Here is a 22042-nt window from a genome sequence, read left to right as displayed (position 1 = left end):
AGATCATGACGAACGCCTCACCGATTCAAACCAAACGATTGACCTTAATCCTGATTTTAGGATCACTCGCTGCACTTGGTCCGCTTTCCATTGATATGTATTTACCGGCGTTTCCGGACATGTCCCGTTCTTTTGGTGCCAGTGCTTCCTCGATTCAGCTCAGCTTGACTGCCTGTATGCTCGGGATGGCACTTGGACAGATTATCGTCGGTCCGCTCAGTGACGTCCGGGGGCGAAAACGTCCTTTGATACTGGCCCTGTTTGCCTATTTACTGGCATCACTCGCCTGTGCCTTTGCACCGACGATTGAGGTTTTGATCGCTTTACGTTTTGTTCAGGGAGCAGCCGGTGCATCCGGAATCGTTATCTCGCGGGCCATCGTCCGGGATTTGTTTGAAGGACCAGAACTGACGAAGTTTTTTGCAGCGTTATCACTGGTCAACGGAACCGCACCGATTTTGGCGCCGATCATCGGTGGACAAATTTTACGGTTCGGCGACTGGCGCGTCGTGTTTTATCTGCTCGCCATCTTAAGTACGTTAATGCTGATTGCAGTCGCATTCCGGTTGCCGGAAACACTACCTGTCCATCACCGGGTCGAAGGGAATTTGAAGACGACATTTCAAACGTTTGGAAGGCTGTTATCGGACCGGACCTTCATCGGTTATGCTTTTGCCCAAGCGTTTGCCATGGGCGCGATGTTTGCGTATATTTCCGGATCCCCATTCGTGTTACAGAATATCTACGGCGCAAGTCCGCAGCAATTCAGTTTCTTATTTGGTCTGAACGGTATCGGGATCATTCTTGCTGCCCAAACAGCAGGACGGTTGGCAGGACGCGTCGATAGTCAAAAAATGATGCGGATTGCCTTGACGGTCGTCGCCTTAGCCGGGATCTGTCTGTTTCTTGCTCTGACTTTATCCAGCTCCCTGATTCTCGTCATGATTCCGTTGTTCTTCGTCGTTTCGAGTGTCGGTATGATTTCGACACTCGGTTTTACGCTCGCGATGCAAAACTACGGTTCAACGGCCGGAAGTGCCTCGGCATTGCTTGGTCTGTTGCCGATGCTTGTCGGCTCACTTGTGTCACCGCTTGTTGGTGTGATGGGGGAAGATTCGGCTTTGCCGATGGGGTTAATCATCATGACACTTGATTGTTTGGCTTTACTTGTCTATACCTTATTGATTGTGCGAAAAAAAGCATAAGATTTTTTTTACAGGAGAAACTGCTTTAAAAATGACTCAAATGATGTTTTGTTAGGACCGACTTTTAAGTTGGTCCTTTTTTGTTTATTATGTCTGTGAATTCCAGAAAAAAATCAGAGGATTTTGAAACTATTTCCAAAAATAAATCGTAAATAAAGAAGAGCTCAGCACAGAAGAGAGGAGCAGTCGGATGAAAAAACGATCTCTTTCGGATACACGGCCGGTATCTGAACCAAAGAATCAGAGAACACTGGAGAGTTTGTTGGCGCGACATTACGCGGCACAAAAAAAGTATACCCGCCGATGTGAAGAAGCAGGCAGTCCACGGGAAAAAGAATTAGCCGAATTATTATATGAAGAAAATCGACACGCATATCTTCAAGCCTATCGGCAACTGTACGGATCGAATTCGTTTATCGAGGTGATAGAAGATGGACGTTAGTACGCTTTATCTGTATGCCCTTGCCGCCGCAGCCTGTGGTGTTTTATTGTCTGTTATTTTTTCAGACTTGATTCCCGGCATCGATCAAATCTTTCATCCGACGTTAATCCTATCCTTTGTTATTTTGACATCTGCTTTTGGATTTGGACTGGAACACCTGACGTCGCTCGGTTCGCTTGTTGTTTTGCTGATCAGTGCCGGCATCAGTCTCATTTTGACGTCTTTACTGCACTTATTTATTTTTGTTCCGCTTGCTAAAGCAGAGCAGTCAATCAGTTTTTCGGAACAGACACTCGAAGGACGCAGTGCTCTCGTCATCACCCCGATTCCTGAAAACGGGTACGGCGAAATTCTCGTCGACGATGTCTCGGGACGAATTGCCAAATCTGCTGTTCTTTTTGAAGGGCCGGCGTTAGAACAAGGAACAAAAGTCATTATCATTGAAATTAAACAAGGCGTGGCCCATGTCATGACCTATCCCACAAGGTGGAAAGAGGAGATGTTTTCATGAACCCGATTATTATCGTGGCTATTATTGCCGGTGCGTTGATCTTAGCGCTGATTGCCTTATTCGTGACAAAGTACCGCACAGTTGGACCGGAGGAAGCGTTAATCGTTTCCGGAAGTTATCTTGGAAATAGTCCGACCGTCAACACCGATGAATCCGGCAATCGGGTCAAAATCATTCGCGGTGGCGGAGCATTCATCTTACCGGTCTTTCAACAAGCATCCCCGCTCAGCCTGCTGTCAAGCAAGCTCGAAGTAACGACACCGGAAGTCTATACGGAGCAAGGTGTTCCGGTCATGGCAGACGGGACAGCCATCATCAAAATCGGCAGCTCGATTTCCGAAATCGCAACGGCAGCCGAACAATTCCTTGGTAAATCAAAGGAAGACCGGGAAGGCGAAGCACGTGAAGTACTCGAAGGTCACTTGCGGTCGATCCTCGGTTCGATGACGGTCGAAGAGATTTATAAGAACCGGGATAAATTCTCGCAAGAAGTGCAACGGGTCGCCTCGCAGGATTTAGCGAAAATGGGACTGATCATCGTATCGTTTACAATCAAAGACGTACGCGATAAGAACGGTTACCTCGAATCACTCGGAAAACCGCGGATTGCCCAGGTCCGCCGGGATGCTGATATCGCAACAGCCGATGCAGAAAAAGAAACACGAATCAAACGGGCGGAAGCGTCAAAAGATGCGAAAAAAGCTGAACTTGAACGGGCGACGGAAATTGCGGAAGCGGAAAAAGAAAATCAGCTGAAGATGGCTGATTACCGCCGTGAACAGGATATCGCGAAAGCGAAAGCCGACCAGGCGTATGATCTTGAAAATGCACGCGCTCAGCAGGAAGTTACGGAACAACAGATGCAAATTAAAATCATCGAACGTCAGAAACAAATCGAGCTTGAAGAACGTGAGATTCTCCGTCGTGAGAAACAATACGATGCGGAAGTCAAAAAACGGGCGGACGCCGACCGTTATTCGATTGAGCAGGCGGCCCAAGCCGATCGTGCGAAACAATATGCGGAAGCCGATGCGACGAAGTACCGGATTGAAGCCTCTGCGAAAGCCGACGCCGAACGGATTCGTCTCGATGGTTTGGCGAAAGCGGAAGCCGAACGGGCGCAAGGGGAGACGGAAGCGGATATCATCCGTCTGAAAGGTCTCGCGGAAGCGGAAGCCAAAGAAAAAATCGCTCAGGCGTTCGAACAGTTCGGACAAGCGGCAATCCTCGACATGGTCGTCCGGATGATGCCGGAATATGCGAAACAGGTCGCAGCACCACTCGGCAACATCGACAAGATTACGGTCGTGGACACGGGAAGCGGTGAGGGCGGCGGTGCAAACCGGGTGACCGGATACGCAACCGACTTGATGGCTTCGTTGCAGGAGACGCTTAAAGCGTCATCCGGTATCGATGTCAAAGACTTGATTGAAAACTTCTCGGGTAAAGGAACGGCGAAACCATTGACGGTCAACTTGAATCAAGGAGAACCGGTAGCGTCTGGCAAACCTGAATGAAACCGAACATTGTCTTGACGATGCTGTTCCTGCTAGTCGTCGTAAATCTCGTCGTCCCGCTTTCGCTACTTTTCCTCGTAGCAATCGCTTCGGCGTTCGGGCTGTATAAAGGCTATACATCAGAGAACGGAATCCAGAACATCTTTAACGTCAAGCGCGTTTCCTATTCGCTTCGCCATCCGCTGACACGGGCGGAAGCGCTGGCTGCTGGTCTAATCGGTCTGTTGACGATAGATCTTCCCTACTTGTGGAACGGAATCCGGACAGGACTGTCCTTGCAAGACGTCGGCTATTTGTGCTTTGAACTGGTGACGTTGCTCTTGTTTGTATATGTGTTGTTCCGCTTTTTGTTGCTCGGGCTTTTTGAACCGGGAACAGAGCGGACACCGTATGCATCGAGACGATGAAACCGTGAAATAACAGATTAAAAAAACAAAAAAATCCGGAGGATCCAACCTTTTCTGATAAAGAAGAGGGGGGATCATTCGGATTTTTTTAGTGTGAATAAAATCAAGCGGCTGTCAGGTCGGCAAATCATAGCCGATGACAAGCAGTCCCGGTCCGGTGTGCGAACCGATCGCTGCTCCAGCGACTGTAATCAGGATTTCACTCGGTGAGAACTGGGCTTCAATCAACTGTTTCAGTTGTTCCGCCCGTTCGATTGAATCGCCGTGACCGATGATGATCCGGTGTCCGTCAATGGCAGGACGTGCTTCTTCCATCCATTCGACGATCCGGTTCATTACTTTTTTCTGTCCGCGGATTTTTTCTTTTGGAATCAGTTTCCCGTCTTCGACCGTCAAGAGCGGCAGGATTGACAGCAGGCCACCGATAAAGGCACTTGCCCGCGAAACCCGGCCTCCGCGCATCAAGTATTCCAAAGATTCGACCGTAAACAAGTGCCGAATAGTATTTACTTTTTGCTCGGCATACGTTTTTGTTTCCTCAAACGAATGGGTTTTCGCAAATGCAGCGACGTCCAACACGAACAGTCCCTGACCGGTCGAGGCTGTTTTTGTGTTGATGATGGCATATGGGACATCCGGATACGTTTCAGCAAGCTCTGCTGCAAGCATCGTTGCCGTTTGATACGTTCCGGACAATTCACTGGAAAATGCCAGATAGAGGAACGGTTCACCTTGTTTAAAGTGTTCTGTAAAGACTTCGACCATCCGTGACACTTCTACTTGAAACGTCTTTGGTGCCGCCCCGTTCCGCATTTTTTCATATAATTCGACCGGTGAAATCGATTCACCGTCGAAAAATGTCTCTTCGTCAATCAACACGCCGAACGGCATGACGGTGAAGCCGTAAGCATCGAGTAATTCTTTGGGTGCATCGGCACCGCTGTCTGTAATAAAACGTACCATGTGCGTTCTCTCCTTTATTCACCTAGGACTTTTTCATTTCGATCCAACATCCGACCCAGGTTTACACCGAAGCGTTCGTTTTCGACCTCGCTCAAGACGGACGGTGTGAGTGTGGCGCCAAGTTCCATCAAGGAGCGATAAACACGTATCAAGCAGTCTTCGACCGTCAAAGGACGTTGCAACAGTTCTTCCAAAGACGCCATTGTTTCCGGAACGACTGTCGGATAGACGAACTTCGTCGTTTCTCCTTGAAGGGCGGCAACATAAAAATCACGGACAAGTTGCGCCCGGGCACTGCCACTGCCCTTCACGCAGAGATAAATTTGAACCGCGACGCCTCCACGGACACGCCGCTGTGAAATCCCGGCGAACTTTTTGCCGGCAATCGATAAATCATACGATCCGGGGCAATATGATCCGACGACTTCGCCGGCGACGATGGCATCCGTTTCTTCGGCGAACATGCGACGGACAAGGGCGAGCATCGCTTCATAACCGCTGTCGATATCGATTCCGCCGCGTTCCGGAAGCACAAGCGAGATGTTCAGGACACCGGCATCGAGCACGACGGCAAGACCGCCGGAATTGCGGATGACCGGTTGAAAACCACGGGCGTGTAAGACGTCGATGCCGTCATCGAGGTGAGGGAGACGCGCATCCTGAATACCGAGGACAACCGTTTCGTGGTGGACCCAGGAGCGGATGGCGGCACCTTCTGTAGCGACGGAGGCGCACAATGTATCGTCCATCGCAAACGATTGTGTGGCATGAAAGGTGTTTCCGAGTGACGTTTGATCAAAAATACGATAATGTTCTTGTTTTAAGAGTTCGATTCCCATAGGCTCGTTCCTTTTTTTCTAGATTTGCGACACCATTATAGCATAGGGCAATGTAAACTTTCTGTAAGAAGCAAGGCAAGCAACAGGAACGGACCGTTTTAAACCGAAATATGAACTATAACGATCGAGAACGAACCATTAAAGGAGAGAGTGTATGTATCAGTCACTGGGGCAATTAAAAGAAACAAAGGTATTTAAGGATCCCGTTCATCGTTACATCTACGTCAGTGACCAATTGATCTGGCAATTGATCGGAACAAAGGAATTTCAACGCTTGCGCCGGATCAAACAACTCGGAACATCGTTTTTGACGTTCCATGGAGCCGAGCACACCCGTTTCCACCATTCGCTCGGCGTGTACGAGATTACGCGGCAGTTGATTGACGTCTTTAACGGTCGGGCTGACTGGGACGATCAGTACCGTGAATTGACACTGGTCGCGGCACTGCTGCACGACGTCGGACACGGACCATTTTCCCATGCCTTTGAGAATGTCTTTGGCGTTGATCACGAGGAATGGACGGAACGGATCATCTTGGGGGATACAGAAATCAAGCAGGTCCTCGATCAAGTCGGCGAAGGATTTGCAGAAGAAGTCGCGTCAATCATCAATAAAACCCATCCGAACCAATTGCTTGTGACGATGATCAGTTCCCAGCTCGATGTCGACCGGATGGACTACCTGTTGCGGGATGCCCATTTCGCCGGTGTCAGTTACGGGAAGTTTGACCTCGAACGGATGTTGCGTGTCCTGCGTCCGGCACCGAATCAGATGGTCGTCAAGCAGTCCGGCATGCACTCGATCGAAGATTACATCATGCGACGTTATCAGATGTACTGGCAAGTCTACCTCCATCCTGTCACGCGATCGAGTGATTATTTATTAAAAGCGATCCTTGAACGGGCCAAAGAACTGTATACGGGCGATTACGAATTTGCGATTGATCCGATTCATTTAAGTCCACTCTTTACACAACAGATGTCCTTAAAAAACTATTTGGCACTCGACGAGACAATCGTCTACTTCTACTTCCAACAGTGGGCGGAGGAGAAGGACGTGGTATTAAGCGATCTGGCACGTCGGTTCGTCGACCGGAAATTATTTAAATATGTCGATTACCCGGCCGATAAACGGGCGCGTGTTCATAAAAAACTCTGTTCATTATTTGAACAGATCGGTCTTGATCCGACCTATTATCTACTCGAAGACAAGCTCAGCCGCCTGCCGTATGACTTGTACGGGGACAATGGAGAAATCAGCAAACAACCGATTATGCTGCAGATGAAAAACGGTCAGATGAAAGAGATCTCGCAAGTCTCGCCCCTCGTTCAAGCGATTGCCAATTCGCGTCAGACGGACGAGAAGCTGTTTTATCCGCAGGAAATCCTGCATGACTTACGGGAATTTGCGAACGAGAAGATGCAAATCGATCAATTGTTACTTGGAGAAGAAGCGTGAACAAGATCATCGCAACGATTTTGCAACGTGTCGGATTGGAAGGGGAAACTGTTATCCCCTTAAAGGGTGCGACTTCCTCGCATGTGTTTCGAGCAGGAGATAGTGTCTTTCGAATCCATACAAATGCTGCCTGGCTGAAGCAGGAACCGGACCTCGTCGCGCACGAGGTCTTTGCGTTACAGGCGACTGGGATGTTAGGACCGGATGTCGAAAATTATCAATTGATGTGGGACGGTCAGATTCCGCCCTGGATTCAAATGACGCATTTACCGGGCGACGTCCGACTTAAGCCGTTAAATCGAGCGTATCTCAGACAATTGGCAAAAACGTTAGCCGCGATTCATCAACTGCCGGTTCCGGAAGCCCGGTATCGGTATGCACCATACGTGACGAAGCGAACAGTTCCTTCCTGGACAGTTCAAACAGAAGTCTGGCAACGGGCCGTGGCAGAACCACCGGCGACGAGTCAGCAAATTCGATTCATCCATCGTGATTTCCATCCAGTCAATGTGTTATACGAATCAGTTGAAAAGTATAACGTAGTTGATTGGATTAATGCCTGTGTCGGACCAATTGAAGCAGACGTCGCCCATTGCCGATTAAATTTGGCATTGCTTGAATCAATGGAGGCAGCAGATCAATTTTTAGCTGAATATATTGCCTGCAGTGGATTTTCGTACGATCGAAAATGGGATTTAACGGCTGTTTTTGATTTTGAACCGGACACCGTCGATGTTTATGCCGGTTGGAAAGCATATGGGAAGACGAACATCAGTCAGGGCAATGTTCGGGAACGGATGGAAAACATTGTATTGAAAGTTTATGAAAATGACGAAAGCGGTTACTAAATGAACTTTACCCCTTGCAGTTCTTCCGAATGTTGATTATTCTAGTACTTGGGAAAGAGATTGAACGTCAGACCTCGTACTTATGTACAACTGATAAAATAAACTATGGATTGAGGGATAGTTCGTGAAATATTTAATCGCAATACTGGGACTTGTCATCGTGTTTGGTTTGGCATACCTTGTCAGTAGCAACCGTAAAGGCATCAAATTGAAACCGCTTGCGGTCATGCTAGTGCTTCAGCTTGTACTTGGATACATCCTGTTGAATACGTCATTCGGCTATATCGTCATTAAAGGTGTCGCTCGAGTGTTCGAGAAATTGCTCAGTTATGCCGCAATCGGAATCAACTTCGTATTCGGTGGATTAGCGAACGAAGGCGCGCAGCCGTTCTTCATCAATGTCCTGTTACCAATCGTTTTCATCTCGGCTTTAATCGGGATTTTACAGTTCACAAAAATCCTGCCGCTCTTGATGCGCGGGATCGGGTTTGTCCTTTCGAAAATTAACGGAATGGGACAACTTGAGTCATATAATGCCGTAGCGTCAGCTGCGATCGGTCAATCAGAAGTTTTCATCACTGTTAAAAAACAAATCGGTAAATTACCGCCGAACCGTTTGTATACATTGTGTGCGTCTGCGATGTCGACGGTTTCGATGTCAATTGTCGGTGCATACATGACGATGGTCGAACCAAAATATGTTGTCACAGCAATCGTCTTAAACTTGTTTGGTGGATTCATGATTGTTTCCATCATCAATCCGTACACAGTTGATCCAAAAGAAGACATTTTAGAAATCGTTGAAGAAAAACAGACGTTCTTCGAAATGCTCGGCGAATACATCCTGGATGGATTCAAAGTCGCGATCATCGTCGGAGCGATGTTGATCGGATATAACGCCTTAATCGGCATGGTCAACGATATCTTCTTAATGGTTCTCGGAATCTCGTTCCAGGAAATTCTCGGTTACATCTTTGCGCCGTTCGCCTTTATCATGGGTGTTCCATGGGCGGAAGCGGTCAGTGCCGGTAGTGTCATGGCAACGAAATTGATTACAAACGAATTCGTCGCGATGCTCAGCCTGCCTGAATATGCAAAAGAATTCTCAGCACGGACACTTGGAATCGTTTCTGTCTTCCTGATCTCATTCGCTAACTTCTCGTCAATCGGGATCATCGCGGGTGCTGTCAAAGGACTGGACGATCGTCAAGGAAGTGTCGCAGCGAGCTTCGGTCTGAAGTTGCTTTACGGAGCAACACTTGTCAGTGTCTTGACGGCAATCGTCGTCAGTATTTTACTCTAAATCGTATAAGAATGACGGACATGTCATTCCTTAAAACAAAGAAGGACCTGATTGTAAAAAATCAGGTCCTTCTTTTTGTTTCCGATACTTTTAGCCGCGTGAAGCAATTCCAACCCGTTCGCGATGGAACAGCCCTTCATCGTAAACTTCGTAAGCGAAGCGGGCGACATTGATCCGTGGGATTGGACCGGTTTCGTGGGTGAATCGATTGGATTCAATCAAGACGTCCTCAATCGCGTCTTCTTCGACGAGTTGTGTCGGACAAATAATGGTATAGTCGACATCCGCGTCTTTTAACGTCAAGTAGGCTTTGAGATGATCTTCAGCCGCGATGGTCGAGCGGCGGCGGGATTCACTGGACTGGAAACGATATTTTCCCGGTTCTTCTGAAGCATCAAGGATGCCGGCCGTTCCTACGAAAACAATCCGTTCGATCTGTTGTTCCTTCATCTTAATGATGAGGTGGGGAACTGCAACGGAAAGAATTTGTTTTTGATCGGTTCCTAAACAGCTGAAGACGGCAGTCGTCCCCTCGATGACCCGTTCGAGATCGTCTGCATCAGTCGCATCTCCTTTGAGAATCGTCAAGTGGGGATGGTCAGGCAGTCCATGTTGTTCCGATCGAACGAGGACCCGGACTTCATGTCCTTTCTCCAATAAACGATCTAGTAAAGGGCGTCCTGTACGTCCTGTTGCTCCAAGTAAGCTTACTGTTGCCATGATGATTCATCCTTCCTGTGATAAGTATATGGAACAGGAGGAACGACGGGTTAGATCGTTCCTCCTGAAAAGTGTTTATTTATCCGCGAACATGACGCCAGCTTGACCATAATCGGTTTTCTCCATCTCTTCGATGAAGACAGTGACGTTTTCTTTTGGAGCATCAACAGATTCGGACACGGCTGCTGTGACTTTTTCGATCAAAGCACGTTTTTGTTCAACGGTACGTCCGGCTAACATCTTGACTGTAACGTAAGGCATATCAGATTCCTCCTTCTAGCATAAGTACAATACGCCATCAGTATACCGTATGTCACACGGGTTCCGTCAAACGGTACATGGAAATCGAAAAAGAAGGGTATAGACAGGAGTAGCCTGTCGTAAGCAAGAAGTACTTATATTAAGAAATGATGAGGATGAGGTGAAGGCATGGAAATGGAACCGGTGATTCGAAAAAAAATCCATACGCTACTGATTTTTGACCGCGCTTTACCAGAAGACAACACATACCCGTTATCAGGCGCAAAAGGTCTCGAAGTCGCAGATGTCTTGTTTGATCAAAACATTCCATTCGGACGTCTTGTGACGGACAAGGACTTGGCGGCTCTTGTCGGAAATGAAGAAGCAAAGCGCTACGGGATGTTGACATTGTTACGTGATGATATTCGTTTCAAGCCGATTTTTCAAAATCGAAAACCAACACCTGAGATTGAAGACGAGTTGACAGAGCGGATTCGGGAACTGGCCAAGCAATTACGGGCCATCCGTTCCAAATGTTCATCGCTGGAGCGGATTATTTTATTCGGTCGCGCATCGCAAACGTTGTATGACCAGGCGTTAGTGCAACTGGAGGAGTTGAATCCACCCGCACATGAAGAACTTACGTCCCTCGAGTGTCTGCGCTTACCGACAATCCGTCGTGTCACCCGGGAGCAGCTGGAGACGCTCAAGCGGTAAACGAAGGCTTGCACCGACTGTTGGATGCGGTATGATAGAGACAACAGTAGTAAAAGGGGACAAGTAAACGATGGAAAAGAAAATCAACTTCAATATCATTTCAGATAACTCAACGGACGGGCATGGTGGATTTGGTGTCGGTACACTTAGTCTGAACAGCATGTCACCTGTCATCATCTCGCCGGAAGACGGCGAAGCCTACATCGATATGGGTGCCATGCATGCGAAAGCAGCAATCGAGAAACGGATTAAATTCACGACGGACAAGGCGGATTCCCCAAACGGAAAGCTGTACTGGATCGTTTGGGTGACGGTTGGACGGAAACCGGAAGGCTTTTATTACGGTGGCGTTGCAGCATGTGACCTGTTAGTCGATGTCGAAGCACGGCGCGGCTTTAAGATTTTAGCGGATCATGTCAATAAGATGGATAAATCGTTAAAAGGACGGATTGTCGTCGATCATATGGATGAGACATCAAAACACTTGTTGCGTGATTTCCTGCAGACACACAAACCGGAGATGTGGGAAAATGCTGAACCAGAATTGCATGAAGCACTCGCTTAAAAAAAGTGCCGACTCTGTGAAAGAGTTGGCACTTTTTTTGATTGATCACGTGCGTAACGTCACGACAATCAACTCGGGATGATTAAAAATTCGAAACGGAAATAAGCTGTTGCCGAGCCCGCGACTGATGATCAGCCGTGTGTTCTCCATCACATGCTGTCCGGCTGTCAACTCAGGGAAAAATCCTTGACCCGGTGCATACATCCCGTCTGTGAACGGTAGACGGATCTGTCCGCCATGGGCATGACCGGATAATACCAAATCAACTTTCCGTTCCGCATACAACGGCAAATACTCCGGACGATGTGCCATCAACAATTGGAAAGCACGGGTATCGGCGGTCGACTGGGCTTGATCGAGGCTCTTTCGGATACCGTCCGGCTCCTGCAGACCTTCACTCCAACGGGTCGTCGTCGGATCATCAATTCCAAGTAACTCAATGAACTGACCGCTTCGTTCGAGCGGAACAGACGTATTTCGAAGGACAGTGACGCCGAGGCGTTCAAGCTTCGGTAAAATCGTCAAATTCAGACGGACTTCATGATTGCCTGTCACGAAATAAACCGGATAGTCAGGAGTCAGTTGTTTCATGAGCAGGAGTGCTTCTTCTTCTCCATTCCGTCTTGAATCAATCAAGTCACCGGTCATTAAAATGAGATCCGGCTTTAGTTTATTTACTTTTTTCAAAAGAACCTTTTGACGGGAACCAAATGATTTACCATGGAGATCGGCGATCTGTAAAATCGTATAATCATTAAACGCGGCAGGTAGTTTATCCGATTGGACTGTTACTGCCGTCGTGTCGATTTGATTGTTTTCCCGGTACAAAAACAAGCTGCTGAGAGCGATAATTCCGAGTGGAATGAACCATTTTTTTCTGAGCCGCAAGTCCTCACCTCTTTTCTTATCTTCAGCATACCAAAAAGCCCCTGTCTTCCGCATGACGGAAGGCAGGGGCTGACTGCAGTTACGCTTCTTTTTTCAAATCTTCTTCTGATTTCGCAGCATCCGGTTCATTGGACAGATCCATGAACAGGGCAATGACCATCATCCCGACAACGAAGATGAACGGGAAGGCGGCAAGGACAGCTGCGGCCTGCAAGGCGCTGAGTCCGCCTGCGTACAAGAGAACAGCTGCGATTGACGACTGGATGATTCCCCATGTCAATTTGATGCGGAGACTCGGCAACAGACTACCGCCGGAAGACAACATTCCGAGGACGTATGTCGCCGAATCGGCAGACGTGATGAAGAACGTCGTGATCAAGAAGACAGCAATGATGCTGAGGAACGTTCCGAGACCACCGAATGTTTCGAACAAGGCGAACATACCGGTTTCGACCCCTTTATCGTTGACCGTTGAAATGAGATCGACGCTGTTGAACAGTTCATTCCAAATCGCCGATCCACCGAAAACAGAGAACCACAGCAATCCGAAAATCGTCGGAATCAAAACGATTCCAAGAACAAATTCACGAATCGTCCGTCCTTTTGAGACACGGGCGATAAACGTTCCGACGAATGGTGACCAAGAAATCCACCATGCCCAGTAGAAGATCGTCCAGGCGTTGATCCAGCCGCGTTCATCCGGATTAAAGGCAGATGCCCGGAAGCTCATGGTCGGTAGGTTTTGCAAGTAAGCACCTGTCGTTTGAACAAATAGATCCATGATGAAGCTGAACGGTCCGAGGAACAGAACCCCAACCATCAAGAGAATCGCCAAGACAATGTTGGCGTTGCTCAAGCGGACGATTCCTTTATCAAGACCGGAAGCGGCACTCATCATATAGAGGACGGATACGACTAAAATGATGATTAATTGGGTCATGAAGGAGTTCGGGATGCCGTCGACAAGGAAGTGAAGTCCACCTGAAATTTGTTGGGCTCCGAGACCGAGTGACGTGGCAACACCAAATGCCGTAGCTACAATGGCAAGTACTTCAACCGTTCCTTTACCGGCCGCTTCGTACTTCGGTTTCATCAGGGAAGCAACGGTATCACCAATCGTTGCAGGACGTCCTTTGCGGAACGTCGAGTAGGCGATGGCAAGACCAACAATGGCATAAAGAGCCCATGGATGAAGACCCCAGTGGAAAAATGAATAACGCATCGCGAGGCGCGCTGCTTCTGTCGGGTCGTCGGTTGCAACCGGCGGCGTATGGAAGTGAGTTAGTGGTTCCGAAACACCCCAAAACACAAGACCAATTCCCATGCCGGCGCTAAACAGCATCGCGAACCAGGAAATGAGTCCGTACTCCGGACGATCGGAGTCCTTACCGAGTCGGATTGAACCGAAACGGGAAAAAATGAGAAAGATGGCAATTAACAAAAAGGCACTCATCCCGAGAAGGTAGAGCCAACCAAAACCGTTTGAGATAAAGTTTTGAGCAATGCCTGTGACATTTCCGAGATTTGCAGCACCAATCAGTGACTCAGGCAAGATTCCCCATATGGTAAAGAGCACACAGAAAATGACGGAGACAATAAAGACATTCGTGATCTTACTTTTTCGTTTATTTTCCATCGTGTTCAACACCTTCTTTCGAATTTTACATGTAGTTTTGTAACTCATTTAGACAACGACATTAGTAATACCCGCGTCATTTGAAAACAAAACCTAATCACGCAAGTTCTAACCGTAACAAAGATGGAACGGACTGGCAAACTAAAATGGGTAATGATGGAAAGTGATGGGGCGAGAAACAAAGCGGTGTAATCTAGAAAAACCCTGGAATGAAGCCTTTGAATTGATGGAACACACAGAATGAAAAAGTTGAATTATTTATTATTTCCCGGTTCTTCTGTTTTGTAACATGCATTTCAGATACATTGATGAAGCAAAAAAACAGACGAAGTGAAACGGGTTTGATATCGTATCAGGTAGTCATTATATTACGTAGGGGGAATCACTCATGAATCACGATCAAACAAAACAACAGATTATCGATGCTTTTCAGTTCCGTCATGCGACCAAATCATTTGATTCAACAAAAAAAATAACAGAAGAAGATTTTTCATTTATTTTAGAGACGGCACGTCTTTCACCGAGCTCTTTCGGATACGAACCGTGGAATCTGCTCGTCATTCAAAACGAAGCCGTTCGAAATGAAATTCGGGACGTTGCCTGGGGAGCACAAGGTCAATTGCCGACGGCGAGCCACTATGTCATTTTCCTTGCCCGGACAGGGAAACAGATGCAACCGGACGGGGAACATGTGACGCACATGATGGATCTGTTAGGTCTGTCGGAGGAAGCAAAAGCCGGTCGCACAAAACGATACGGTCTGTTCCTCGAAGAAGATTTCAAGATTGGGGATAATGAAAAGGCGATGGCGGATTGGTCTGCGAAACAGGCCTATATCGCACTTGGAAACATGATGTCGACCGCAGCGCAAATCGGAATCGACTCTTGTCCGATTGAAGGATTTGATCAACAGGCAGTGGAACAAATTCTGGAACGGCACGGTGTGCTCGACCGATCGGTTTTCACCGTACCTGTCATGGTTGCATTTGGCTATCGGGCGGATGAACCGAAACGAGCGAAACAGCGTCGGTGCCTGGATGAAATCGTCACGGTCGTCGACTAAAAAAACAGGCGAATCTTTTCGAATTATATAGAAGTTTCTTTCAAAGTTCGGTATACTCGCATTTGTATGATTAAGAAGCGCCGTAAACGCCACTCGCATACGAACAACTTTTGTCTTGATGAAAGAAAGGGGTTCTATCGCAAATGGAACAAAAATTAAAGTTATGGTTCACGGAACACCAAACGGAAGATTACGGTATCACATTCCGTGTCAACCACGTTTATGAGAGCGAACAAACGGAGTTTCAACGCCTGGAGATGGTTGAGACGGACGAGTTCGGTACAATGTTGTTACTTGACGGAATGGTCATGACGACAGATCGTGATGAGTTTGTCTATCACGAAATGGTCGCACACGTTCCACTCTTTACGCACCCGAACCCAAAATCAGTTTTGGTCGTGGGTGGAGGAGACGGCGGAGTCATCCGTGAAGTCTTAAAACACCCATCGGTTGAGAAGGCGGTTCTTGTCGAAATCGACGGAAAAGTCATCGAATACTCGAAAAAATATTTACCGAACATTGCAGGCGGTCTTGACGACGCACGTGTTGAAGTCATCGTGGGAGACGGGTTCATGCATATCGCAGAAGCTGTTAATGAATATGATGTCATCATGGTCGATTCGACAGAACCGGTCGGTCCAGCGGTCAACCTGTTCACAAAAGGATTCTACTCTGGAATCTCGAAAGCATTAAAAGAGGACGGTATTTTCGTCGCACAGTCGGATAACCCATGGTTCACACCGGACTTGATCCGTGATGTTCAACGCGACGTCAAAGAAATCTTCCCGATCACAAAACTTTACATTGCCAACGTTCCGACGTATCCGAGTGGTCTGTGGACATTTACGATTGGATCGAAAAAACATGATCCTCTCGCTGTCGCACCAGAACGTTTCCACGATATCGAAACGAAATACTATACACCGGAACTTCATACAGCTGCATTCGCGCTACCGAAGTTCGTCAAAGATTTAACGATTTAATTAAACGTCAGGAGTGTTCCGTTTTTTAGGGGCACTCCTTTCTATGAATGGAGGAATAATGATGCGATTTGATGAAGCTTACTCAGGTAAGGTATTTATCGCGAGTCAACCGACTCACGAAGATGCAAAAGGTGTATTGTACGGTATGCCGATGGACTGGACGGTCAGTTTCCGTCCCGGTTCACGATTTGGTCCAGCCCGGATCCGTGAAGTGTCACTCGGACTCGAAGAATACAGTCCGTATCTCGACGGTGACATTGCGGATGCGAAATTGTTTGATGCCGGCGATATCCCGTTGCCATTCGGCAATGCCCAAAAGTCGCTCGACATGATCGAAGAATACGTCGATTCGTTGCTGACGGCAGGGAAATTCCCGCTTGGTATGGGGGGAGAACACCTCGTCACATGGCCGGTCGTCAAAGCGTTCGATAAACATTATGATGATTTTGTTGTGTTGCACTTTGATGCACATACGGATTTACGCGATTCGTATGAAGGAGAGCCGTTGTCGCACTCGACACCACTCAAAAAAATCGCGAACTTGATTGGACCGGAAAACTGTTATTCGTTCGGCATTCGTTCAGGAATGAAAGAAGAGTTTGACTGGGCTAAGACGTCTGGTTACAACTTGTTTAAATACGAAATCGTCGAACCGTTAAAAGCTGTTTTACCGAAGCTTGCCGGTAAAAAGGTTTACGTGACGATCGATATCGATGTGCTCGATCCGTCGGCGGCACCGGGAACCGGGACGCAGGAAATCGGCGGCGTGACGACAAAGGAATTACTTGAAGTCGTCCATATGATTGCACGGGCGGATGTCGACGTCATCGGAGCCGATCTCGTCGAAGTTTGTCCGGCGTATGATCAGTCTGACATGACAGCAATCGCGGCTGCCAAGGTCTTGCGTGAAATGATGATTGGATTTATCAAGTAAAAACGAAAAGGTCAGATCCGTTTTTGCGGAATCTGACCTTTTTTCGTCATATCAGAAGTTCATATAATCCGTATCCACCAAAACCCAGCAACAAGAAAGCCGACAAGTATTGAATGGAACGGGAGAGAGCAGGAGAAAGTTGTTTTTTTAGAAGATGCATCAACTGGCTTAAAAATAACCACCAACTGGCTGAACCGAGAAAAATTCCAATCAGTAAGCTGAGTGGCGATACTGCTGTATCCTGAAAACGGGCAAGAATGGCTAAAAATGCAAGAATCGTCATCGGATTCATCAACGTGAGCAGTAAGGTCGATCCATATGCTACTGCTAATGAGGTAGTTGGCCTGGATAACGGAACCGCATGTGTCTGCTTAAGTGTTTTCACACCGAAATAACAGAGAAACAGACTGCCGACGAATTGAAGCGGAACGGTATGTGTCACAAACAGCTGAATCAGTGATAAGCCGGATAAGGCAATCAGTCCATAAATTAAATCCGCTGTGGCAGCGCCTAAACCGGAAACGAATCCGAAACGTCTACCGAATTGAAGCGTCCGTTGGATACAGAGTAACCCGATTGGTCCAACTGGAGCTGCGATGGCGAAGCCGATCAGAAAACCGTTCATTACCATGGATCAATCCTCCGGAAGCAGCGGCAAAGCCGTCGATTCTTTTAATGTCCGCATGATGATCGTCGTTTTCGTCCGGGAGATGCCATGTAAACTTTTGATGTGGTTCGTGATGATGTCGTCCAGTTCTTCTGTATTGCGACAACGGATTTTGAGCAGGTAGTCATCTTCGCCGGCGATATGATGACATTCGAGGATATAGGGCAACTCTTGGACTCGTTGCAAAAATGGATCACGGTGTTCGGGACGCTCCAAGGAGACGGCGACGAATGCACCAAGGTCGTAACCGAGAAGAGCCGGATCGAGAACTGTCTCGAACCGCCGGATGATTCCTTGATCTTGCAGGCGTTGAACACGATCAGCCGTAGCAGGAGCGGATAAGCCAACCTGTTTGGCAAGCGTCGACCACTTGATGCGGGCATCTTGCATAAGTGACTTAATTATCTTCAAATCTAATGAATTCATAATTAAAAACCTTCTTTTCTAATGTTTTTAACTTTAATTTATTTCATTTTTAAATAAAGTGCAATATGCAATTTTTGCCGGAAAAAGCATATTGAAACATTTACAGGTGGGTGAAATTACTTTAAGTTTAAGATGTCACCACGAGGGAAATATTTTCTGTGTCACCACAAAAAAGTTTCTTTCAGTAAAGTAAAGCGTAAAAAAGATTTGTTGGTTTGAGAGCGAAATACATCATGACATGAGAGGTGGAAAAAAGATGAAGAAACTCTTATCTTTCGTCACAGCTGCTCTGCTATTCGCACTATTTGTGCTCCCGGTAGGTGCAGCGGACGATGCAATGGTTCGTGTGATTCACGCTTCACCTGATGCTCCAGCAGTGGACATCGCCGTCGATGGCAAAAAAGCAGTCTCAGGAGCAGAATTTAAAGCCGTCACAGATTATCTCACTCTCCCAGCCGGAGAACATAAAGTAGAAGTCTTCGCAGCCGGTACAACAAAAGATCCTGTACTTTCTCAAACACTCAACATCGAAGCCGGAAAATTCTATTCTGTTGCGGCAATCGGTAAATTGGCAGACATTAAACTTGCTGTCATGGAAGATAACGGCAAAGGTGAAGATGGAAAATCAATGGTCCGTGTCGCTCACTTTGCACCGGACGCACCAGCCGTTGATGTCGCACCAAAAGGTGGAGACCCACTCTTCAGCGACCTCGAATTCTCGAAAGTCTCGGATTACGGTACACTGGATGCCGGTACGTACGATCTTGAAGTACGACCTGCCGGTGCAACGGATGTCGTTAAAGCACTCGACGGCATCAAACTCGACAGCGGTAAAAACTATACAGCACTCGCAATCGGGCTACTTGAAGGCGAACCAGCCTTTGACGTCCTCTTGATTCCGGACGGCGGTGAAATGGCAGCAATGCCGGACACAGGTCTTGGCGGAACAACTGAAACGTCATCGATGGCAACAACTTGGGCACTTGTAGCACTTGCTGGAGCTGCACTTGTTGGGACAGCTTATGTCGTCCGTCGTAAACAAAACGCGTAACCTCTTGTTATTCATTACCGTGTTGCTTGCAGGATGTGGAGGAGCAGAGGAAACTTCTCCTCCTCCACGCTCTGAGGAACCGGCAACACCTGTCGTCGAATCACCGGCACCAAAGTCTGAAGCAGAAGCAGTGGCAACATTTGTACCGAACCGTCTAAAGATTCCGACCATCGATGTGGATGCAAAAGTCGAAGTCGTTGGAAGAGATGACAAAGGGCGGATGGATGTTCCGAAGCAGACAGATCAAGTCGGTTGGTACCAGTACGGAGCAAAAGCCAATCAGACCGGCAATGTCATTCTGGCAGGGCATTTAGATGATACGAATGGTCCGGCTGTCTTTTATGACTTGGCAAAAGTGAAACGAGGACAACGGATTGAAGTCAATTCTAAAACGGGAGAACAGGTTTCATACGTGGTGACGAACGTGATGTCTTATCCCGTTGACCAGGCACCTGTCGGATCAATTTTTGGTGCGACACTTGCGCAACGTTTAACGTTAATCACCTGTGTCGGAACGTTCACCCAATCGAAAGGATACGATCAACGATTGGTTGTGACCGCCGAACAGGAAAAATAAACAAAGGGACCTTTCCATCAATGGAGAGGTCCCTTTGTTTATTCAGTTTGCTCAAGCATTGACTTCAGAAGCCGCAACAAGATCTGTCGTTAAGGCGGACAATCCTTGTGTCGTCTGGCTGATGCCTTGAATCGTTTGAACGATTTGGCTTAAGTCGTTTTTGTTACGACCGAACATCTCCAAATAGTTTTCCATTTCCTGTTTCACGGTGTGAATGCCGCTCTTCACTTGTTGCAGTTCGTTGCGGGAAGCGGAGTTTGAACGGGTAATATCATCCATTTGGGAAACGAGTTCATTGATGTTCCCGTTATTTTTTTGAATTAGGCTGTTGATGCTGCTGCTGAGTAATTTCGCGTTTTCCGCCAAGTTCCGGACTTCGATTGCGACGACAGAGAATCCTTTACCGTGTTCACCGGCACGAGCCGCTTCAATCGAAGCATTCAAGGCAAGTAAGTTCGTCTGATTGGCGATGTCTTCAATGCCTTGTGTCATCTTGACGATTTCGTCTGAAGTTGTTTTCAGTTGCTGGATACTGGTTAATGAAGTACTGACCTGTTCTGTTGCCTGTACAAACTGTTGTTCCATTTTATCCATTTTCGTCTCATTTTCTGACGTCAATCCGACCAAATTACGACTTGTTTTCTCCGTTTGATCGGTTTCGGATAAGATTTGTGTTGCCCGACGGCTCGTCTCAGAAATGGCTTCTTCCGTCTGCTCGACGGTGCTTGCGACTTCTTGACTGACACGCACGACATCCTGCAACAGGCGACTCCGTGATTCGTTTGCGGCACTGACTTCATGTAAGCGGGCATCCACGTATTGACTTGTCACGATTTGCGCATCTAGATTCATCGCGTGGTTGAGCGCCAGAATCGCATTCGACAACTGAGCCGGATCGTGTTGGAAATGCTCGACGATCTTTGGAACCAACAAGGTATTGAATGCTGCGTAAGATGCGATGAACCAAGTGACCGGGACGAAGTTACGATTATGGGTTTTTCCCATCCGTGTCCGCATCGCCAGGAACTTATCATCCATGTTACCAGTCAATAAACTGCCGAAATAATCCGCAAAGACTTTTTTCAAACGTTCGCGAGTTGATGAATTTTGAGCAATCTGAACCATCTCTGGATGCAAAAGCAGGTGATCGAGGACTTGCTCGAGCACTTCGTCCAAGATGCTGTTGACGACAGGCGCCATCGCTTTTAAGGTTTGCAGATGTTCTTCTGTATAGCCCATGTATTCCAAGCGTCCTGTTAAGCTTGGATCACTTGTTTTTGTAATAAGTCGTTTGTCAGGAAATCCGATTGTCGCCTGATAAGTCGACATCGATGCTTTAGTTTTAAATGGATTACGCACGTTATGCCCCCGATTTTCTCAAAATTAAGATTTTTGGTGTCTTATTGTTATCGGCTGTTTTTAGAAAACCGGTAATCCTTTTTTTGAGAATTTAATGTTTGTATGGAAAGTATTGACCTGAAAACAAAAAACTCACAGTCTTGGACTATGAGTGTAATAACCCTTTCGAAAATCCGGGGTTCATGCTATATGTGTCGGAGAATCATTTAGACGGGTTGATCTTCTTGGAAAGCTTTTTTGGCATCGACAATCGATCGCATCCGACTAACACAAGTCTGGACGAATTGAATGTCGATGGACGTAAACCGGGTGACAGGTCCTTTAGCTGATTCGGCACTGAATGTGAAGGTTCCGAGATTCCAAAGTTCGATTTTAAATCGTTTTCCTTTGTTGTCATCGAAGTGTTCTACGAATTCGATTTTCGGTACCATACGAACCCCTCCTTGTAGAACCATTCCCGTTTTTTTCAAAATAAAAAAGCCAAACTGCATGTTTCACGCAGTTTGGCTAAAAAATTAGGCAGTCGGAACGTCATATCCGATTTCTTCAATCGCTTCGACGAGACGTTCTGTCGCGACGTCTTGGTGTGTCACTGTGACATTGTTGTCTGCAAGGGAGACGGTTGCATTCGTTACCCCGTTGAGTTCGTTCAACGCCGATTCAACGCTTGCTTTACAGTGATTACATGTCATTCCGACGACAGTTAAAGTTGTTTCTTTCAT

26 protein-coding genes are annotated in these 22042 nt (G+C 47.3%); 15 read left to right on the top strand and 11 right to left on the bottom strand.

All coding sequences use genetic code 11. From position 1 onward, the window contains the following. Positions 1-5 precede the first annotated feature (5 nt). The 5 genes from P402_RS0115475 to P402_RS16785 all read left to right on the top strand — a co-directional run bounded on the left by P402_RS0115475 (position 6) and on the right by P402_RS16785 (position 4082). Positions 6-1205, top strand: a complete 1200-nt coding sequence (locus P402_RS0115475; protein ID WP_026829509.1) for a Bcr/CflA family multidrug efflux MFS transporter — start codon at positions 6-8, stop codon at positions 1203-1205. 190 nt (positions 1206-1395) lie between these two features. Beyond that, on the top strand, positions 1396-1647 hold the full coding sequence (locus P402_RS0115470) for a hypothetical protein (RefSeq protein ID WP_026829508.1): 252 nt from the start codon (positions 1396-1398) through the stop codon (positions 1645-1647). Continuing rightward, entirely contained in the window at positions 1637-2158 is a 522-nt protein-coding gene (locus P402_RS0115465; protein ID WP_026829507.1) for an NfeD family protein, read from the top strand. The genes P402_RS0115470 and P402_RS0115465 overlap by 11 nt, the downstream gene beginning before the upstream one ends. Continuing rightward, positions 2155-3675, top strand: coding sequence for a flotillin family protein (locus P402_RS0115460; protein WP_026829506.1), 1521 nt, complete (start codon positions 2155-2157; stop codon positions 3673-3675). Before P402_RS0115465 ends, P402_RS0115460 begins: the two co-directional genes overlap by 4 nt. Continuing rightward, a complete protein-coding gene (locus tag P402_RS16785) occupies positions 3672-4082 on the top strand; it encodes a hypothetical protein (RefSeq protein WP_026829505.1) in 411 nt (136 codons plus the stop codon). Before P402_RS0115460 ends, P402_RS16785 begins: the two co-directional genes overlap by 4 nt. Before the next feature lie 114 nt (positions 4083-4196). On the opposite strand, the gene P402_RS0115450 is transcribed toward P402_RS16785, so the two are convergent. Continuing rightward, positions 4197-5045 (bottom strand): DegV family protein, encoded by an 849-nt coding sequence (locus tag P402_RS0115450; protein WP_026829504.1) that lies wholly within the window; start codon positions 5043-5045, stop codon positions 4197-4199. A gap of 14 nt (positions 5046-5059) precedes the next feature. Further along, the gene (locus P402_RS0115445; RefSeq protein WP_026829503.1) at positions 5060-5884 is read right to left on the bottom strand and encodes a lipoate--protein ligase family protein; all 825 of its coding nucleotides are present in this window, start codon (positions 5882-5884) and stop codon (positions 5060-5062) included. Positions 5885-6038: 154 nt separating this feature from the next. Between P402_RS0115445 and P402_RS0115440 the strand changes: the two genes are divergently transcribed. The 3 genes from P402_RS0115440 to P402_RS0115430 all read left to right on the top strand — a co-directional run bounded on the left by P402_RS0115440 (position 6039) and on the right by P402_RS0115430 (position 9494). Further along, the gene (locus P402_RS0115440; protein WP_026829502.1) at positions 6039-7343 is read left to right on the top strand and encodes an HD domain-containing protein; all 1305 of its coding nucleotides are present in this window, start codon (positions 6039-6041) and stop codon (positions 7341-7343) included. After that, entirely contained in the window at positions 7340-8191 is an 852-nt protein-coding gene (locus P402_RS0115435; protein WP_026829501.1) for a phosphotransferase family protein, read from the top strand. Before P402_RS0115440 ends, P402_RS0115435 begins: the two co-directional genes overlap by 4 nt. A 124-nt stretch (positions 8192-8315) precedes the next feature. Further along, the gene (locus P402_RS0115430; protein WP_026829500.1) at positions 8316-9494 is read left to right on the top strand and encodes a NupC/NupG family nucleoside CNT transporter; all 1179 of its coding nucleotides are present in this window, start codon (positions 8316-8318) and stop codon (positions 9492-9494) included. Positions 9495-9584: 90 nt separating this feature from the next. On the opposite strand, the gene P402_RS0115425 is transcribed toward P402_RS0115430, so the two are convergent. Both P402_RS0115425 and P402_RS0115420 read right to left on the bottom strand, forming a co-directional pair. Further along, positions 9585-10214 carry an NAD(P)-dependent oxidoreductase gene (locus tag P402_RS0115425; RefSeq protein ID WP_026829499.1) on the bottom strand — a complete coding sequence of 210 codons (630 nt, stop codon included), beginning with the start codon at positions 10212-10214 and terminating at the stop codon, positions 9585-9587. Between the two features lie 75 nt (positions 10215-10289). Then, positions 10290-10475, bottom strand: coding sequence for a 2-hydroxymuconate tautomerase (locus tag P402_RS0115420; RefSeq protein WP_014969267.1), 186 nt, complete (start codon positions 10473-10475; stop codon positions 10290-10292). A 174-nt stretch (positions 10476-10649) separates the two neighbouring features. Between P402_RS0115420 and P402_RS0115415 the strand changes: the two genes are divergently transcribed. Further along, complete coding sequence (locus P402_RS0115415; protein WP_235188912.1) at positions 10650-11171, top strand: hypothetical protein; 522 nt, start codon at positions 10650-10652, stop codon at positions 11169-11171. A gap of 70 nt (positions 11172-11241) precedes the next feature. Further along, the gene (locus P402_RS0115410; RefSeq protein ID WP_012369156.1) at positions 11242-11736 is read left to right on the top strand and encodes a YwhD family protein; all 495 of its coding nucleotides are present in this window, start codon (positions 11242-11244) and stop codon (positions 11734-11736) included. 45 nt (positions 11737-11781) lie between these two features. Here the strand turns inward: P402_RS0115410 and P402_RS0115405 are convergent, their stop codons facing one another. After that, positions 11782-12624: a metallophosphoesterase gene (locus P402_RS0115405; protein WP_235188895.1), complete on the bottom strand. Its 843-nt coding sequence runs from the start codon at positions 12622-12624 to the stop codon at positions 11782-11784. Between the two features lie 79 nt (positions 12625-12703). After that, positions 12704-14260, bottom strand: coding sequence for a BCCT family transporter (locus P402_RS0115400; RefSeq protein WP_026829496.1), 1557 nt, complete (start codon positions 14258-14260; stop codon positions 12704-12706). A gap of 388 nt (positions 14261-14648) precedes the next feature. On the opposite strand from P402_RS0115400, the gene P402_RS0115395 reads away from it, so the two are divergent. The 3 genes from P402_RS0115395 (at position 14649) to speB (ending at position 17240) form a co-directional block, all read left to right on the top strand. Next, positions 14649-15323, top strand: coding sequence for an NAD(P)H-dependent oxidoreductase (locus tag P402_RS0115395; protein WP_026829495.1), 675 nt, complete (start codon positions 14649-14651; stop codon positions 15321-15323). A 143-nt stretch (positions 15324-15466) separates the two neighbouring features. Continuing rightward, positions 15467-16306 (top strand): polyamine aminopropyltransferase, encoded by an 840-nt coding sequence (gene speE / locus P402_RS0115390; RefSeq protein WP_026829494.1) that lies wholly within the window; start codon positions 15467-15469, stop codon positions 16304-16306. A 61-nt stretch (positions 16307-16367) separates the two neighbouring features. Next, positions 16368-17240 carry an agmatinase gene (gene speB / locus P402_RS0115385; RefSeq protein ID WP_026829493.1) on the top strand — a complete coding sequence of 291 codons (873 nt, stop codon included), beginning with the start codon at positions 16368-16370 and terminating at the stop codon, positions 17238-17240. A 46-nt stretch (positions 17241-17286) separates the two neighbouring features. Here speB and P402_RS0115380 read toward each other — a convergent pair whose 3' ends face one another. After that, positions 17287-17871: a LysE family translocator gene (locus tag P402_RS0115380; RefSeq protein WP_081776666.1), complete on the bottom strand. Its 585-nt coding sequence runs from the start codon at positions 17869-17871 to the stop codon at positions 17287-17289. Positions 17872-17874: 3 nt separating this feature from the next. Next, positions 17875-18333, bottom strand: a complete 459-nt coding sequence (locus tag P402_RS0115375) for an Lrp/AsnC family transcriptional regulator (RefSeq protein ID WP_026829491.1) — start codon at positions 18331-18333, stop codon at positions 17875-17877. A 256-nt stretch (positions 18334-18589) separates the two neighbouring features. On the opposite strand from P402_RS0115375, the gene P402_RS0115370 reads away from it, so the two are divergent. Continuing rightward, entirely contained in the window at positions 18590-19384 is a 795-nt protein-coding gene (locus P402_RS0115370; RefSeq protein WP_026829490.1) for a DUF4397 domain-containing protein, read from the top strand. Next, positions 19344-19961 (top strand): class F sortase, encoded by a 618-nt coding sequence (locus tag P402_RS0115365; protein ID WP_235188894.1) that lies wholly within the window; start codon positions 19344-19346, stop codon positions 19959-19961. The genes P402_RS0115370 and P402_RS0115365 overlap by 41 nt, the downstream gene beginning before the upstream one ends. Before the next feature lie 51 nt (positions 19962-20012). Here the strand turns inward: P402_RS0115365 and P402_RS0115360 are convergent, their stop codons facing one another. The 3 genes from P402_RS0115360 to P402_RS0115350 all read right to left on the bottom strand — a co-directional run bounded on the left by P402_RS0115360 (position 20013) and on the right by P402_RS0115350 (position 22042). Then, the gene (locus tag P402_RS0115360; RefSeq protein ID WP_026829488.1) at positions 20013-21320 is read right to left on the bottom strand and encodes a globin-coupled sensor protein; all 1308 of its coding nucleotides are present in this window, start codon (positions 21318-21320) and stop codon (positions 20013-20015) included. A gap of 206 nt (positions 21321-21526) precedes the next feature. Beyond that, complete coding sequence (locus tag P402_RS0115355; protein ID WP_026829487.1) at positions 21527-21751, bottom strand: hypothetical protein; 225 nt, start codon at positions 21749-21751, stop codon at positions 21527-21529. An 84-nt stretch (positions 21752-21835) separates the two neighbouring features. Beyond that, positions 21836-22042 (bottom strand): cation transporter, encoded by a 207-nt coding sequence (locus P402_RS0115350; RefSeq protein ID WP_026829486.1) that lies wholly within the window; start codon positions 22040-22042, stop codon positions 21836-21838.

Source organism: Exiguobacterium sibiricum 7-3 (assembly GCF_000620865.1).
GTDB classification, from domain to species: Bacteria; Bacillota; Bacilli; order Exiguobacteriales; family Exiguobacteriaceae; genus Exiguobacterium_A; species Exiguobacterium_A sibiricum_A.
Note: the sequence above shows the minus strand (reverse complement) of the source record. Positions and strands in the feature narration are given on the sequence as shown.

Coding starts and splice junctions, on each gene's coding strand:
- P402_RS0115375 (WP_026829491.1), bottom strand. CDS start 18,333: ATGAATTCATTAGATTTGAAGATAATTAAGTCACTTATGCAAGATGCC.
- P402_RS0115400 (WP_026829496.1), bottom strand. CDS start 14,260: ATGGAAAATAAACGAAAAAGTAAGATCACGAATGTCTTTATTGTCTCC.
- P402_RS0115450 (WP_026829504.1), bottom strand. CDS start 5,045: ATGGTACGTTTTATTACAGACAGCGGTGCCGATGCACCCAAAGAATTA.
- P402_RS16785 (WP_026829505.1), top strand. CDS start 3,672: ATGAAACCGAACATTGTCTTGACGATGCTGTTCCTGCTAGTCGTCGTA.
- P402_RS0115350 (WP_026829486.1), bottom strand. CDS start 22,042: ATGAAAGAAACAACTTTAACTGTCGTCGGAATGACATGTAATCACTGT.
- P402_RS0115415 (WP_235188912.1), top strand. CDS start 10,650: ATGGAACCGGTGATTCGAAAAAAAATCCATACGCTACTGATTTTTGAC.
- P402_RS0115370 (WP_026829490.1), top strand. CDS start 18,590: ATGAAGAAACTCTTATCTTTCGTCACAGCTGCTCTGCTATTCGCACTA.
- P402_RS0115475 (WP_026829509.1), top strand. CDS start 6: ATGACGAACGCCTCACCGATTCAAACCAAACGATTGACCTTAATCCTG.
- P402_RS0115420 (WP_014969267.1), bottom strand. CDS start 10,475: ATGCCTTACGTTACAGTCAAGATGTTAGCCGGACGTACCGTTGAACAA.
- P402_RS0115460 (WP_026829506.1), top strand. CDS start 2,155: ATGAACCCGATTATTATCGTGGCTATTATTGCCGGTGCGTTGATCTTA.
- P402_RS0115440 (WP_026829502.1), top strand. CDS start 6,039: ATGTATCAGTCACTGGGGCAATTAAAAGAAACAAAGGTATTTAAGGAT.
- P402_RS0115465 (WP_026829507.1), top strand. CDS start 1,637: ATGGACGTTAGTACGCTTTATCTGTATGCCCTTGCCGCCGCAGCCTGT.
- speE (WP_026829494.1), top strand. CDS start 15,467: ATGGAACAAAAATTAAAGTTATGGTTCACGGAACACCAAACGGAAGAT.
- P402_RS0115425 (WP_026829499.1), bottom strand. CDS start 10,214: ATGGCAACAGTAAGCTTACTTGGAGCAACAGGACGTACAGGACGCCCT.
- P402_RS0115410 (WP_012369156.1), top strand. CDS start 11,242: ATGGAAAAGAAAATCAACTTCAATATCATTTCAGATAACTCAACGGAC.
- P402_RS0115445 (WP_026829503.1), bottom strand. CDS start 5,884: ATGGGAATCGAACTCTTAAAACAAGAACATTATCGTATTTTTGATCAA.
- speB (WP_026829493.1), top strand. CDS start 16,368: ATGCGATTTGATGAAGCTTACTCAGGTAAGGTATTTATCGCGAGTCAA.
- P402_RS0115380 (WP_081776666.1), bottom strand. CDS start 17,871: ATGGTAATGAACGGTTTTCTGATCGGCTTCGCCATCGCAGCTCCAGTT.
- P402_RS0115470 (WP_026829508.1), top strand. CDS start 1,396: ATGAAAAAACGATCTCTTTCGGATACACGGCCGGTATCTGAACCAAAG.
- P402_RS0115355 (WP_026829487.1), bottom strand. CDS start 21,751: ATGGTACCGAAAATCGAATTCGTAGAACACTTCGATGACAACAAAGGA.
- P402_RS0115395 (WP_026829495.1), top strand. CDS start 14,649: ATGAATCACGATCAAACAAAACAACAGATTATCGATGCTTTTCAGTTC.